Here is a 13,136-nt window from a genome sequence, read left to right on the forward strand (position 1 = left end):
TCAGAGCAGCATAGAGAACAAATCAGAGATGGTGCCTGTTCTTTTTTACATGCTCTCTCAATATCCATCTTTTTAAACCATCAACTCATACAAATGAATGGCACGTTGGTGCCCTCTAGTGCATCTAACCAAAACTTGTGGTATTGAGCTCCTCAAAGCAATATTTTTTGAGCAATTGGATGGTTTCGTGACCAAAACCCTGCCCTTTTTTATTGATGACAATGCGGCGACATTCCAAGACTTGATTGGGGTTAGACAACCCCGCAAGAATAGCAAAACCGAGCAACTCATTGTTTTTTGCATGCCAAATAGAAACATGAAGCTCATCTTCATTGTTTATTACTTGCCCATGCCGTTGGTAAGAGTAAGGAGTCAGGTAAGGTTTATTGTCACTATGAGTTTCCATACTCATAATTTTATACACATCGTTTTTTTGAGTCGAAACCAACTTTACTCTTTCTGACTCAATTAATATTTCTGAATTAGCAAAATTTGAAGTCATTAATTATTTGATATATAGGTAAGTGTTGAATAAATGTCACATAATACCTCAAGCTTGCATCAAAATATTAAAAGCTTGAGTGTAAGCAATCTGTAAAAACACAGTGCTGCAATGGCAATTTATTTTTGTAGGATTGCTTATGTAATAATAATAAATATTTGACTAGCTTAAAATGATTAGACTAAAAAAGTGCTATTGCGTAGGATGTACTAACAAAAAAGTTTTATAAAGCGCTTGCAGTTGAGTGTCTATATTGCACAACACACTCAAATTTGCCTCAAAAGCATCTAAACTTGTTCGTAATTGCTGATGCTCATAAAAAGCTATAGAGCGTACCATGCGAGATAAAGCCTGGGTATGCTCTTTGTGCAGTTGCTGAAACTCATACATCTGGCTTACATTATAAAGAATGTCAGGTTGCCAGTGTCGAGGCATTTGTAGGTAACGAGAAGTGTTCCAAGCAGTGTATTTTAAATACACTGGGGCAAACCTAAGTTTAGAAATAGATAAGACAGAGTCTTTAAGGTGTTGACGGATGTTACGGAGCAATTGGTTATTTTTGGGTTGACTGGTGTTGAGCAAGGCTTGGTTTTGTTTCACTTCTGCAATAATATCTTTAAATATCACCTGGGCTTTGTTGTGATGCTGGTAGGTGTCCCAAATATTATTCAATCGGATGGCCAAAAATATAGCTGCCATAAAAAGCACGAAATATATCAAAGTAGATAGTAATGGTATTTTGTTCATTGCTTAATCTTTGTTGTAGAGTTACTTACTGCCTTTACTTGCCAAAACCGTTTCAATCCCTTTTTTATCTGTCATTGAACGCCCTAAGTTACCACTTTTCATAAAAATACCATTTTTTTTAGACTCCTCTTTGTGTTTTTCTTGTCAAGGTGGGTATCCCAATATGAAATTATGCCCTGCCTTATGCTACCCAGTATTTTTTAAAATACCGCCCTTGCCTGCTCCTCCGAATACAAGTTCGGTTCACAACTCTGAGCTTGTGGTTAGGGAGTATCCTTTTAAACCAATCGAAACTCTAAAATAAGCTGTTTTTTTGAGTACCGATATGGTATCTAAGGACTCGTAAACTCGGTTGTGAGGACACAAATTAGAGCGGAAAATAGTAGGGTAGAGTAGCCCTGCCTGTTATCTGAAGGCAAAAGTTGAGGAGAGTTCAAACTAAAAACCTTATTTTTGTGTTTTCATAGTTAATATAAAATATTAAGCTGGATAAAATATGAAACAAGCAACTCCAAAATATACTACTATATACACAGAGTCAAACCCAAACCCTAATTCTCTGAAATATGTCATCAACTATATGTTGGTGCCCGATGGTACTACGTTTGACTTCCCGGATGCCGAAACTGCCCAACAGTCGCCATTGGCGACCGAGCTATTCAGTAAGTTTAGCTATGTAGACCGGGTGTTTATGATGAGCAACTTTGTAACAGTAACCAAAAAAGAGGAGGCTGATTGGCATGACGTGGCGGGTGAGGTAAAAGAGTTTTTGCAGGGCTACCTTGAAGAGCAAAAACCTTTGTTGACTCAAGATATTCAGGATGAATACGATAAAGAGTTGAATAAAGATGAACCTGAAATAGATCGTAAAATCAAAGGTATTCTCGAGGAGTATGTGCGCCCGGCGGTAGAGTCTGATGGCGGAGCCATCAATTTTCATTCTTATGAAAACGGTACTGTAAAAGTACTTTTGCAGGGCTCTTGCAGCGGCTGCCCTTCTTCTATGGTTACCCTTAAGTCAGGCATCGAAAACTTGCTTAAACGTATGTTGCCCGAAGATGTAAAAGAGGTAGTAGCAGAAGGTGTGTAAAACTACAAAACTCACCTTACCCACTGAACTTCGCCTCTGATTGTTGTACTCTTCAAACAGAGATTCCGCAAGGCGAAACAAACAGAGACTGCCTTCTTTGGGATTACTTTATTTTTTTATTTTACTAAGGGAGGACAAGAAGCTGTCGCTCCCTTTTTAATTTGGTAAAATTTTGATAGTCAATAGTTTCGTTTGTACCTTTAAACCTAGCTGTTTATTCAATTACTCAAAAAATTAGCAACTTGGGTTGGCAATCCTACATAAAAGAGTTTGGTACTTACCTTAAGCTGGAAAGAAGCTTGTCAGAAAATTCTCTGGAAGCTTATTTACACGATATTCAAAAGTTCAGCGATTATCTGGAGATGGCAGGCCTCAGTATACTTCCTGCCGAGGTAAAAGCAGACCATATCAAAAAGTTTTTGTCATACCTTGCCAAGTTAGGCATTGCAGCTAGTTCGCAAGCAAGAATACTATCAGGGATCAAAGCTTTTTACAAATACCTGATGCTCGAAGAAACCATAGAGCGTGACCCTAGTGTAAACGTACACACTCCCCGAATTGACCGAAAAATACCCGACGTATTGAGCCTGCAAGAAATAGAAGATTTGTTGGCGGTAATAGATTTGTCTACCCCAGAAGGTGCCCGCAATCGGGCAATGATTGAGGTATTGTATAGCTCTGGTTTGAGGGTAACAGAGTTGATAGAACTCAAAATTAGTAACCTGTACCTTGATATAGGTTTTTTGAGAATTATAGGTAAAGCCAACAAAGAGCGTTTTGTTCCTATTGGTCGGGAAGCAGCCCGTTACTTGATCAGCTACATAGAAAATATACGAAGCAATGTACCTGTAAAACCCAACAACGAAGATTTTGTGTTTTTAAATCGCCGAGGTACCAAAATATCCAGGGTAATGGTATTTATGATCATCAAAGAGGTTGCACTTCTTGCCGACATCAAAAAAAACATCAGCCCACATACCTTTCGTCATTCTTTTGCTACTCATCTTATATTAGGCGGAGCCAACATCAAAGCTGTACAAGAAATGTTGGGGCATGAAAATATTACCACTACCGAAATATACAAGCGTTTAGACCAGGACATTTTGCGTCAGACCTTGCTCGAATTTCACCCCAGAAGCTAAAAACTATTACTTTCTCTAATAATATCATTTGTTTTTAGAACTATTTTACCATCCAAAACGGTTACAATCATTTGAGTAGATTTACTTATACACTAATAACAGATGGTATGTCAAACACTACACTAAAACCAAAAGATGAAGCACCCCTGCTTTTGGGGCGGCAAAAAATGCTGGCTTGGGCAATTCTTATTTTGCTCGCCATAGTATGGGGCAGTTCTTTTATCTTAATGAAAAAAGGCTTGTTGGTCTATCCACCCCTACAGGTAGCGGCTTTGAGGGTAGGTTTTGCCTTTATTTTTTTGGTAGGTTTAGCGGTGGTTCGTTTCCGAAAAGTGCCCAAAAATAAATGGAAAGCTTTGTTTGTGTCAGGGTTGGTAGGTGTTTTTATTCCAGCCTTTTTGTTTCCATTGGCACAAACCCACGTAGACAGTGCCATTACTGGCGTGTTAAATGCACTTACTCCTATGTCAGCTTTGGTTTTGGGTGTAGTTATTTTTCGCCAAAAAACTGTCAGAACAAAAGTAATAGGTATTTTGATAGGTTTTGTGGGCATTATTTGCTTGATCTTTACAAATGCCAACGGAGGGGTGAGTTTCAATGCTTATGCTTTGTTTGCCATTGCAGCTACTGTGTGTTATGGGTTCAACCTCAACTATATCAAGCACTATCTCCATGATATGAAGTCGTTGGATATATCAGTGTTTTCTATCAGCCTGGTAGGACCATTTGCTTTAGTATATTTATTTGCCTCTGACTTTACCACCATTTATACCCACAAAGAGGGAAGTGTTTTAGCTTTGGTATACATTGCTATATTAGGCATAGCAGGTACTGCTATAGCGTTGGTTTTATTCAACAGACTGTTGCAAATGACCAACCCTATTTTTGCCAGCTCAGTGACCTATTTGATTCCATTGGTGGCTATTATTTTAGGGGTATTAGATAAAGAGGAGATACTCCCTAGTCATTACATAGGCATGACAATTACTATTCTGGGGGTGTGGCTTGTCAACCGAAAATAGAGTTAAAATGCCTCAGTAACAGTCATATACACTGCCTGACTGTCGCGTCCTCGTCCATAATCTAAACGGAAGTTCATGTTTTCTTGCTTGTTTATCATAAACCTAAGCCCTATACCATAAGAGTACTTGGCTTTGCTCCATGAAAAATCACTGGTTTGATCAAAAACATCGCCTATGCCAGCAAAGCCTACCATACCTAAACGCCAGAATAAATGACGGCGGTATTCTATTTGGGTGCCTACAAAGTTTTTATCCCGAAAACGGTTCATGGCATAACTTCTCAGAATCTTTTCGCCTCCGGCAAAAGCCATAAAAAGAAACGAGGGATCACCTGAGTTAAGGTTAGCTACAGTATTGGTAGCCAATACCTGTTTGTTGCCGAGGTCAAAATACTTATTAAAAGTAAAGTTAACATTAGAATAGTTGAAAGTGCTGCCAAGTTTGGAGTTGTAGTTGTATTTTGAGACTTCCAACAAAAAACCCTTAGTAGCATTGACAACATTGTCGCGTTTGTCGATGGTAAAAATGAGCCCAAGCCCTGAGTTAAGTCCTCCAGAAATACCTGGTACGTTGTCTAATACCTCAGAGGTCGAGTTTTCAAAATTGATATTGTAAGTATTGGCATAGCGGTATTCTAAACCAAGAAAAACGTTGGGCGCGAGCTTTTTTGCCAAAGATGTGTTAAAAATAAGCGTATTATGTACATACGACAACTCATTGTGTTGTTTGGTATTATTGCCTACCCCATAAAACAAATCAGGGTATACCTTAAACCTGAAAAAACCTTTGGATATATATGATTCATTGGGTAAAAATATATTCCACCCAGCTTGAATATCCACCTGGTTGTTGAGTGTGTACTCAAAAATAGCTTGAGCATACGATAAACGTGTTTCTTTATTTGCCCTGTTTTTGGTGCCCAGGCGAAAGTAATAAATACCCAGCCCTCCAAAAATTAATTCTGTATCAGGTTTATAAAAAATGAAAGGAGAAGCTAAAAAGCCATTTTTCTTTTTTTCTTTTTTCTTGACGGGGGTGTAGGAATCTACTAAAGCCTGCGTGTATACACGACCGATCCTTGATGAAGAGTCAGCAGGGGTAGACAGTGTGTCTTGAGCAAGACCTACTTGTATGGTAAGTAAGATTGCGGTGATTGTATGAAGCGTTTTTCTGATAATACCCATAGGGCAGTTAGATTCTAAGGATTATACCATCTCATCAATATTAAAAATACCAAGCGTTTTGTGGTTGTATGCTTACTATCTAGACCAGTATAATGGCATAAGAGTATGTATTGTATATATTAACCTACGATATTAACGTAAATAAGGAGCAAAATTAGCAGAAAAATTAACGCTTTTATGCTTTTACCTTTGCTTTTGTTACTGACGACAAGAAAGAAAGTAAAACATACATTAATAAAATAAACGGAATCGCTAAAAACTTAAATAGTACAAAAAGTAATACCGACAAAAACATAAATATATACCTGATTTTATTATCAGCCCAGCCAAAATTTTTGAACTTAAGTGAAAACAACGGTAACTCTGCTACTAACAAAAAAGACAAGAAAATTGTTACAGCAAACAAAGTAACGGGTTGTTCAATAAAGGTTTTGTAAGCTGGTTGTTGGTGAATGATGAGCGGCAAAGAACCTACAAATAAAGCCGCTGAGGGTGTAGGAAGACCTATAAATGAATCGGTTTGACGGGTGTCTATATTGAATTTTGCCAACCGCAATGCCGAAAAAATAGTCAATAAAAAGCCCCCATAAGCTGCCCATTTTGGCTCATTTTGGGCAAGTAATTGAAACAGCACCATTCCTGGCAATACGCCAAAAGTGACCATGTCAGCGAGCGAATCAAGTTGTTTGCCTATGTCAGAATATGCCCGTAGCAAGCGTGCTGCCAATCCATCGGCAAAGTCAAATACCATTCCTGCCAATATAAAGTAAACTGCCTCGATGAGCTTACCCTGACTGGCGGCTACTATACCTACACAACCACAAAGCACGTTGCCACAGGTAATCATATTAGGAATATGTTGTTTCATAGCTTATCAAGTATTTCTTTTTCTTCTTGTTGAGCGTGATTTTTGGGCACCAGCACCCAACGCAAAAATAATATAAATAGCAAAGGTGCAGAACCAAAACCACCAATCACCAGAGGCTGAAACCACAGTTGCCAAAAGTCGTTGACTTTGACGATCTGGGGTTTTTGGGGTAAGTACAACAAGTTGAGTGAGCTCCCCTTTGGAATGAGAGTAGTATCGGTTTTGCCCAAAGCAGCGGTATGTATGATGGTATCTTTCTTTGCTGTTATATACTGTACTACAGGGCGGTATACCTTGCGTTGTTTTTTGTAGGCAATGATTCTTCCTTGTGTTTTGACCGCTTTATTTACAAATTGCTTTTGTGTGAAATAAAAAAATGCAGCTGCTGACCACGAAAATACGGCAAATATGGCCAATATCACTATTGTCCAAAAAAAAGGAGGGCGTTTCTTTTTCATTTTCTAAATGACAGGTTAGCCAATGTTTTGAAGGTTTACAAAAGGGTTAAATTGTTTTTCGTACCCTATGGTTGTTTCAGGTCCATGCCCGGTATACACTGTTACATCATCGTCTAATGCGTACATTTTAGTGCGAATACTATTGACTAGGTCTTCGTGACTGCAGCCAGGGAAATCGGTGCGCCCAACACTGCCTTTAAATAGCACATCACCATTGATCACAAACTTTTGAGCACGATTCAAAAAAGCAATATGTCCAGGGGCGTGTCCAGGTACAAATAAAATTTCCAGGCTGGAGTTACCAAATTCAATGGTGTCTTCTTCGCTCACAAAAACATCTGGAGTAGACTCAATAAATGGCTTGATTTGATAAATATCAGAGGCTGTTTTTGCTGCTTGTAAAGTAGGTACATCTAACTGATGCATGTGTAACTGCACCTTGTATTTATCTTTGATAAACTGATTGCCAAATACGTGGTCTATGTGGCAGTGGGTATTTAATAGTTTGACTACTTTCAGTTCATTTTGCTCAATAAAATCAGTCAATACTTTGTGTTCGCTCGACGAGTTGCAACCAGGGTCTATGATTACTGCCTCCTTGGTTTCGTCATATAGTACAAAAGTGTTTTCCTGAAAAGGATTGAAAGTGAATTTTTGAATCTGAATCATAAGTCTTAATGTTTTTTGCAAATATGAGCGCAAGTTAATATAAATTTGGAGAAGTTAATGTGTATAGTTACTTCTGGTAAGGATAGGCGACTTTCGTGCGATACTCAGGAGCAAAGCTGTGTAGTTTTTGACAACCCAATTCAACGACGCAAAAAATATGAACCCAAAAACTTTCAGAAATTTTCACTGGCTTCGCCCTAGTACTATAGTTTCTAAGTAGGTTAACAATTTGGTTAGATTAATTACGTTGAGCTCGCGAAAAGCTCGGTTTTGTTCTTTGACGATCTTTAAAATTTATCCCGCAGGGAACTAGCAGAGTTTGTTTTCTGAATTTCGATGTCTATCGGAACCTTAGTTACGCGATATTTTTAAAGAGCAAAAGCTCATAGATACTATCTTAAAAAACAAATAATTTAATATAAATATTTTAAGATTTTGAATATATACCAACAACTGGTTATATTTGCATTAACCCAAAAGGAGCTGCTTTAGCAGTTACCTAGTGTAGGAGGGCATTTTGCTCTTCTACAGTTTTGTTATTAATGCTGTAATCAAAGTCCTCATCTTTTTTCCATAATGTGTACATCATACACAAGAGCTTCCGTTGTACTGCAGTGTAGCCTTTCATTTTCTCTTTAGTTCTCTCAAAAACCCGGTTGTACAAATTCAGAAAAACACCCTCAACATTTATAGCGTTAAATGCTGGCATACATAAAATACGCCTTATGTGAGCATTTCCCTGTTTTGAAATCTTTGTTTTTCCTTTGCGGGTGCCCGATTCGTTTTCCACAATATCGTACCCGGCATAACTGGTAAGCTGCTTTTCACTTGTAAATAGCTCAAAACCATTAGTTTCGGCGACAACTACTGCTGCGGTAAGCAAGCCAACCCCATGAATACTGGTTAAATGTTTTATTTTTTCATGCAGCTTTTCATCTTCTTTGACTGTAGCTTCTATTTGATCATGTGTTTGATCTCGTTGTTTCTCGAGGAACTTAATCTGAGCTTTGAGTTGTTTGGCAACAAACTTATCAGGGTTATGACTATAATCAAGCGCATGTAAGCGATTCCGACTTTGAGTAAGGTCTTTTTGTATAGTTTCGTGGTGACGGGTAAGAGAACGTAATGCCTGCATAGAGGAAGATATTGGTTGCCAGGCCCTTAAGTCTTTGACTAGAACCATTTTAGCTAACCCTTGAGCATCTATTTTATCAGTTTTACTCCGAATCCCTTCGCCCTTCATAAAGTCCTTTGCCTGGCTAGGCAAGGCGACAACAACCTTTACAGATTTGTCATAGAGAAACCACGCCAAATTTTCATGATAAACCCCAGTAGCCTCCATTAAGTATTCTATATCTTCACAGTCATGCTTGCCCAAGTGTTTTTGACTCCAGCTCCAATATTTCTCAAAGCCAGAGGGGGTATTAGAGAACTTGGAACTGGCTAAAACCTTGTATTTCTTTTTACCCTCAAAACCCATGATACAAGCACTAAAATCCGATTTTGCTATGTCCATGCCCAGACCCATTTGAATGTATGAGTGTTTTTTCATTTATCCACCATTTAAGTTGAAATTCCCGATTTATCGGGGGAACCATACCATTTATTGAAGCCTATCTTACTCAATGTTACTTATTAGAACGCGGGCTATAAAACGCATTTATGCCTTAGATACTTAATTCTATTTCGGAGTAGAAAAACAGGTAGCATATATCTACGAGTCTGTATCTATCGTATGATAGTACTTAGTCCCCTTTATAGAAAAAGAGTTTATTGATCTGTTGACTACCTGTTATTTAGGCTTTTATTGTTAACGTTATATTGTACTTTTTTTATTTAATACAAAGGTATAAGTCCCGAACTTGATTTGGGGAAGCGAAATAGTGCTTTACATATTTGGTGTCTGGAGTACTAGTGCTCCGGGTACTAAATTCCTTTCACACCTTTCGGCTTCTTTTGCCTGCTGACTTCACCTAAAAAAACTCACATAGCTTAGGCTATGCTCGTTTTTTGAAGGTTTGACAGCCACCAAAATAAACTCGAAATAATGTATAAACTACTTAGTTCCCAAAGCACTAGTATATTTTTATTAAGTACCGAGGTAGAATTAAATATACCTAATAAGTTACCCTTATTTGTAGCACTGATATACATCGGTATCTAAGGACTTATAGCTAATTACTTGTTGCTACTTAAATAAGATGGATGATACTTTACCCAATTGTTCAAGGTGTTATCTTACATCCACATAAGTGATAAAACCTGTGTGGGTAAACTCTTCTCAAATCATTTATTAAATTAATGTAAAATGACCCCCCCAAGTATTACAGAAATACCCGAATGTAAACTTATAGGCATGCATACAGACCTGTCGCTGATAGACAACAAAACACAATCACTTTGGCAACAATTTATGCCGCGCCGTCAGGAAGTACACCAACGGGTAGGGCAAAGTTTTTACTCTATGCAAGTATATGCACCAGGTTTTTCTATGCAAAACTTTACTCCACACACTGTTTTTACCAAATGGGCAGCGGTAGAAGTAAGTAGCTTTGAAAATGTACCCAAAGGTATGCACGCATTTACATTGCCTTCAGGCAAATACGCTGTTTTTATTCATAAAGGACCCGCCAGTGCCTTTAAACCTACTTTTGATTATATTTTTGGCGAGTGGCTGCCTAAATCTGCGTATACACTTGACCAACGCCCACATTTTGAGCTATTGCCCGAAGGCTACGTACCCACTGACCCCAACGCAGAAGAAGAAGTATGGATACCGATAACGTAACTGTTGCTTATATGGGCGTTATTTCCTGACGGTAATGCAGTAGAAGTTTGCGGTTTATCGGAGTGATTGCCCTGACTAAAACTATATTCAACACCCAAAAAAAATCCTTGCTGACACGTGTACCCTTGTGTTTGTCTTGTGCAGATTTTTGTCTTTAAGACCTTCCAACATTGTTGAATTGGCTGGATAATCACACGTGAGGACGCGTCAGCAGGTGATTTGATTCCATTTTTTTATAGGCTAAAATACTTCACATAAAAAATCATCAGGTTTATTTTTTATGCTTGGTGGTATTGAGCACTTGTACATCAGATATAAAACATGCCCCCGAAAAATAATGTAGTACCTCATCTAAATACTCTAATACTTTAGTGGCTTGTGCTGCTGTACAAACGGTAAAAATGTAGGTGTTCTCAAATACTTTGGCCTTACAATTATGGTCTAGTACTCCATTGGCACCTTTGCCCGAAATGTTGCCCACCACAGTATACCCCGGCACGCCTATTTCTTCTAACTGATAAATGACGCTGTCTAGCTTGACTGCTTCGATTAGAATTTCTATTTTTTTTCTTTGTTCAAACTTCATCGTATTTTATTTTTAAATGAGGTGTATTAAATAAAAGTATAAAGGGATGCCTACTATTACATTGAATGGAAACACAATACCCAATGACACTGGGATGGTAAAAGCCGGATTAGATTCTGGTATTGCCAGGCGCATAGCAGCGGGTACTGCTATATAAGATGCACTGGCAGCCAGTATAGTAAACAGAAGGGCGTCGCCTTCGCCAAGAAATAGTAGATGGTTGGACACAAAAATAGCTATTGTAGCATTGAACACAGGCAGCAATATGCTGAACCCAATGAGAAAGCCTGCCGAACCTTTGAGTGATTTTAGGCGACTAGCAGCTACAATGCCATTGTCAAGTAAGTAAAAAGTCAGGATGCCTTTAAAAATTGCATCAAAAGGTTTAAAAGCTTTCCAGCCTGCATCTCCGGTAATAATACCAATGATAAGTGCCCCTACCAATAATAGCACTGAACCATTGAAAAAAGCATCGTTCAATATTTTACCCCATTTTGGACGTTGGTATACTCCCTTGTTGTTGCCGTTGAGAGTAGCTGTAGCTTCTTTGCTTTTGAATACTTGAAACAGAATGACACCAATAATAATGGCGGGCGACTCCATCAATGCCATACCTGCCACCATATAGCCTCCATACGAAATTTTTGCGGACTCTAAAAACGCAATCCCTGTAATAAAAGTAACGGCACTGATAGAACCAAAAGTGGCCGCAATAGCAGCAGCGTTGGCAGTGTCAAATTTGCGTTTGAGAATAAAAAATGCGTACAAAGGCACAATAGAAGCCATCAAAAAGCAGGTGCCTAAAATTCCGACTATGTTCCACGAAAAACCGTTGTGGTGGAGTTCATACCCTCCATGAAACCCTATGTCGAGTAATAAATAAAGGGAGAAAAACTTAGAAAGCGCTTTAGGTATTTCAAGATCAGATTTTACCCAAACTGCCACCATTCCTAAAAAAAAGAAAAGCACAGGTGGCGATAATATATTGGCAATGGCTAAATGAATATCCATGATTTTTTTCAGTTTATAAGTGTGAAAGTTTATCAGTAGGCTGGTTGAGTTGATGTTTGCCTGAATCCAGCAAAAAAAAAAGCAAAATAAGGTGGTGGTAAGTAGTAGCAAGTAATTAGCTATAAGCGACAAGTAAGGGTAACTCATTCATAATATGGTTGTTACACCTACTCATTAGGTATATTTAATTCTGCCTTGGTTCTTACAAACAAGCACCTGTACAAAAAGATAGATAAATGCTCAATTGATAGGAGCATTCGGAAGGAGTAGTGAGCAGTTAGCTACAGTAGATTTTAAGGGAACAATATCGTAGAAATAAGGCAATCTTTTGCCCTTTTTTATGGCGGTGATGGGCACCTTGCCCTGTGTTGCGTGCACAAAAAGGAATGGGGGTGGACTGCCTTTCTGGCAAATAATATGAATATGCACTCACAAAGTCATCACTATTCCCTCCTCCACTGTGTTGTCTTGTGTCTCCTTCTTTAATTATTTTGTTGCCTTTCTGACGCTTTTCTTCCAGCTCTCTTTCCTCAATGTTATCTAAAGCCTCTATCCACAGGCAAGGTGCCCCATTCATAATAGGAAGCAAGGTGAAAATGAGCCCTAGTATATATGATATGTACATTTTATGAGACATGGATGCGTAATTTTGAGCCACACACAAAAGATAAAATCATCGTTGACAATCTTATATATGGCTATAATTGTAGTACCAGTATACCTACACTCGTGTGTATAGATGCAAGGTACTGTAAATAAAAAAATACAGAGGTTTTGGGAAAGCCCGGTACTGGGCTATGAAACAGAGAAAGAGTTAGCAATGTACCTTAAAAGAACAGTACAATAAAAACAGAGGAAGCGGAGAGGAGTGTTGAGCAATGGTGGTGTAAGCAGGGAGCTTGCAGGTGTTGAACCTTGGTATACCAACCCAAAGAGTAGGTGCAAAAAATATAGCAGAATGATTATCACCAGAGCCAGACCCTAAAGTTTTAACTTGAGCCTTAACGTCTGCAAGTTGTTCTTTTAGCTTTTCTTCCAGCTCACGCTTTACAATATTATCTGTGTCTTT

14 protein-coding genes are annotated in these 13,136 nt (G+C 38.4%); 4 read left to right on the forward strand and 10 right to left on the reverse strand.

All coding sequences use genetic code 11. The features are described 5' to 3' along the window. Window positions 1-124: 124 nt before the first annotated feature. Window positions 125-406 carry a GNAT family N-acetyltransferase gene (locus tag M23134_RS19305; protein WP_002698956.1) on the reverse strand — a complete coding sequence of 94 codons (282 nt, stop codon included), beginning with the start codon at window positions 404-406 and terminating at the stop codon, window positions 125-127. Window positions 407-694: 288 nt separating this feature from the next. Continuing rightward, complete coding sequence (locus M23134_RS19310; protein ID WP_002698962.1) at window positions 695-1,249, reverse strand: hypothetical protein; 555 nt, start codon at window positions 1,247-1,249, stop codon at window positions 695-697. Window positions 1,250-1,745: 496 nt separating this feature from the next. On the opposite strand from M23134_RS19310, the gene M23134_RS19315 reads away from it, so the two are divergent. The 3 genes from M23134_RS19315 (at window position 1,746) to M23134_RS19325 (ending at window position 4,503) form a co-directional block, all read left to right on the forward strand. Beyond that, a complete protein-coding gene (locus tag M23134_RS19315) occupies window positions 1,746-2,339 on the forward strand; it encodes a NifU family protein (RefSeq protein WP_002698963.1) in 594 nt (197 codons plus the stop codon). A gap of 242 nt (window positions 2,340-2,581) precedes the next feature. Beyond that, complete coding sequence (gene xerD / locus M23134_RS19320; RefSeq protein ID WP_002698965.1) at window positions 2,582-3,481, forward strand: site-specific tyrosine recombinase XerD; 900 nt, start codon at window positions 2,582-2,584, stop codon at window positions 3,479-3,481. A gap of 107 nt (window positions 3,482-3,588) precedes the next feature. After that, complete coding sequence (locus M23134_RS19325) at window positions 3,589-4,503, forward strand: DMT family transporter (RefSeq protein WP_002698967.1); 915 nt, start codon at window positions 3,589-3,591, stop codon at window positions 4,501-4,503. A gap of 2 nt (window positions 4,504-4,505) precedes the next feature. Here M23134_RS19325 and M23134_RS19330 read toward each other — a convergent pair whose 3' ends face one another. The 5 genes from M23134_RS19330 to M23134_RS19350 form a co-directional block, all read right to left on the reverse strand. Next, window positions 4,506-5,687 carry a BamA/TamA family outer membrane protein gene (locus M23134_RS19330; protein WP_002698969.1) on the reverse strand — a complete coding sequence of 394 codons (1,182 nt, stop codon included), beginning with the start codon at window positions 5,685-5,687 and terminating at the stop codon, window positions 4,506-4,508. A 175-nt stretch (window positions 5,688-5,862) separates the two neighbouring features. Then, complete coding sequence (gene pssA, locus M23134_RS19335; protein ID WP_002698971.1) at window positions 5,863-6,555, reverse strand: CDP-diacylglycerol--serine O-phosphatidyltransferase; 693 nt, start codon at window positions 6,553-6,555, stop codon at window positions 5,863-5,865. Then, the gene (locus M23134_RS19340; protein WP_002698973.1) at window positions 6,552-7,013 is read right to left on the reverse strand and encodes a DUF3592 domain-containing protein; all 462 of its coding nucleotides are present in this window, start codon (window positions 7,011-7,013) and stop codon (window positions 6,552-6,554) included. The genes pssA and M23134_RS19340 overlap by 4 nt, the downstream gene beginning before the upstream one ends. Window positions 7,014-7,028: 15 nt before the next feature. After that, entirely contained in the window at window positions 7,029-7,682 is a 654-nt protein-coding gene (locus M23134_RS19345; RefSeq protein WP_002698975.1) for an MBL fold metallo-hydrolase, read from the reverse strand. A 499-nt stretch (window positions 7,683-8,181) separates the two neighbouring features. Next, window positions 8,182-9,234: an IS110 family RNA-guided transposase gene (locus tag M23134_RS19350; RefSeq protein ID WP_002697850.1), complete on the reverse strand. Its 1,053-nt coding sequence runs from the start codon at window positions 9,232-9,234 to the stop codon at window positions 8,182-8,184. Window positions 9,235-9,990: 756 nt separating this feature from the next. On the opposite strand from M23134_RS19350, the gene M23134_RS19355 reads away from it, so the two are divergent. Beyond that, entirely contained in the window at window positions 9,991-10,470 is a 480-nt protein-coding gene (locus M23134_RS19355) for a GyrI-like domain-containing protein (RefSeq protein ID WP_002698982.1), read from the forward strand. Window positions 10,471-10,741: 271 nt separating this feature from the next. On the opposite strand, the gene M23134_RS19360 is transcribed toward M23134_RS19355, so the two are convergent. From M23134_RS19360 to M23134_RS19370, 3 genes are all read right to left on the reverse strand, one after another. Beyond that, the gene (locus tag M23134_RS19360; protein ID WP_002698984.1) at window positions 10,742-11,056 is read right to left on the reverse strand and encodes a P-II family nitrogen regulator; all 315 of its coding nucleotides are present in this window, start codon (window positions 11,054-11,056) and stop codon (window positions 10,742-10,744) included. Window positions 11,057-11,068: 12 nt separating this feature from the next. After that, on the reverse strand, window positions 11,069-12,067 hold the full coding sequence (locus M23134_RS19365; protein ID WP_045113936.1) for a sodium-dependent bicarbonate transport family permease: 999 nt from the start codon (window positions 12,065-12,067) through the stop codon (window positions 11,069-11,071). 277 nt (window positions 12,068-12,344) lie between these two features. Then, on the reverse strand, window positions 12,345-12,692 hold the full coding sequence (locus M23134_RS19370) for a hypothetical protein (RefSeq protein WP_002698989.1): 348 nt from the start codon (window positions 12,690-12,692) through the stop codon (window positions 12,345-12,347). Window positions 12,693-13,136 lie beyond the last annotated feature (444 nt).

The organism is Microscilla marina ATCC 23134 (assembly GCF_000169175.1).
In the GTDB taxonomy this organism is placed as follows: domain Bacteria; phylum Bacteroidota; class Bacteroidia; order Cytophagales; family Microscillaceae; genus Microscilla; species Microscilla marina.

Coding starts and splice junctions, on each gene's coding strand:
- M23134_RS19305 (WP_002698956.1), bottom strand. CDS start 406: ATGGAAACTCATAGTGACAATAAACCTTACCTGACTCCTTACTCTTAC.
- M23134_RS19310 (WP_002698962.1), bottom strand. CDS start 1,249: ATGAACAAAATACCATTACTATCTACTTTGATATATTTCGTGCTTTTT.
- M23134_RS19315 (WP_002698963.1), top strand. CDS start 1,746: ATGAAACAAGCAACTCCAAAATATACTACTATATACACAGAGTCAAAC.
- M23134_RS19325 (WP_002698967.1), top strand. CDS start 3,589: ATGTCAAACACTACACTAAAACCAAAAGATGAAGCACCCCTGCTTTTG.
- M23134_RS19330 (WP_002698969.1), bottom strand. CDS start 5,687: ATGGGTATTATCAGAAAAACGCTTCATACAATCACCGCAATCTTACTT.
- pssA (WP_002698971.1), bottom strand. CDS start 6,555: ATGAAACAACATATTCCTAATATGATTACCTGTGGCAACGTGCTTTGT.
- M23134_RS19340 (WP_002698973.1), bottom strand. CDS start 7,013: ATGAAAAAGAAACGCCCTCCTTTTTTTTGGACAATAGTGATATTGGCC.
- M23134_RS19345 (WP_002698975.1), bottom strand. CDS start 7,682: ATGATTCAGATTCAAAAATTCACTTTCAATCCTTTTCAGGAAAACACT.
- M23134_RS19350 (WP_002697850.1), bottom strand. CDS start 9,234: ATGAAAAAACACTCATACATTCAAATGGGTCTGGGCATGGACATAGCA.
- M23134_RS19355 (WP_002698982.1), top strand. CDS start 9,991: ATGACCCCCCCAAGTATTACAGAAATACCCGAATGTAAACTTATAGGC.
- M23134_RS19360 (WP_002698984.1), bottom strand. CDS start 11,056: ATGAAGTTTGAACAAAGAAAAAAAATAGAAATTCTAATCGAAGCAGTC.
- M23134_RS19365 (WP_045113936.1), bottom strand. CDS start 12,067: ATGGATATTCATTTAGCCATTGCCAATATATTATCGCCACCTGTGCTT.
- M23134_RS19370 (WP_002698989.1), bottom strand. CDS start 12,692: ATGTACATATCATATATACTAGGGCTCATTTTCACCTTGCTTCCTATT.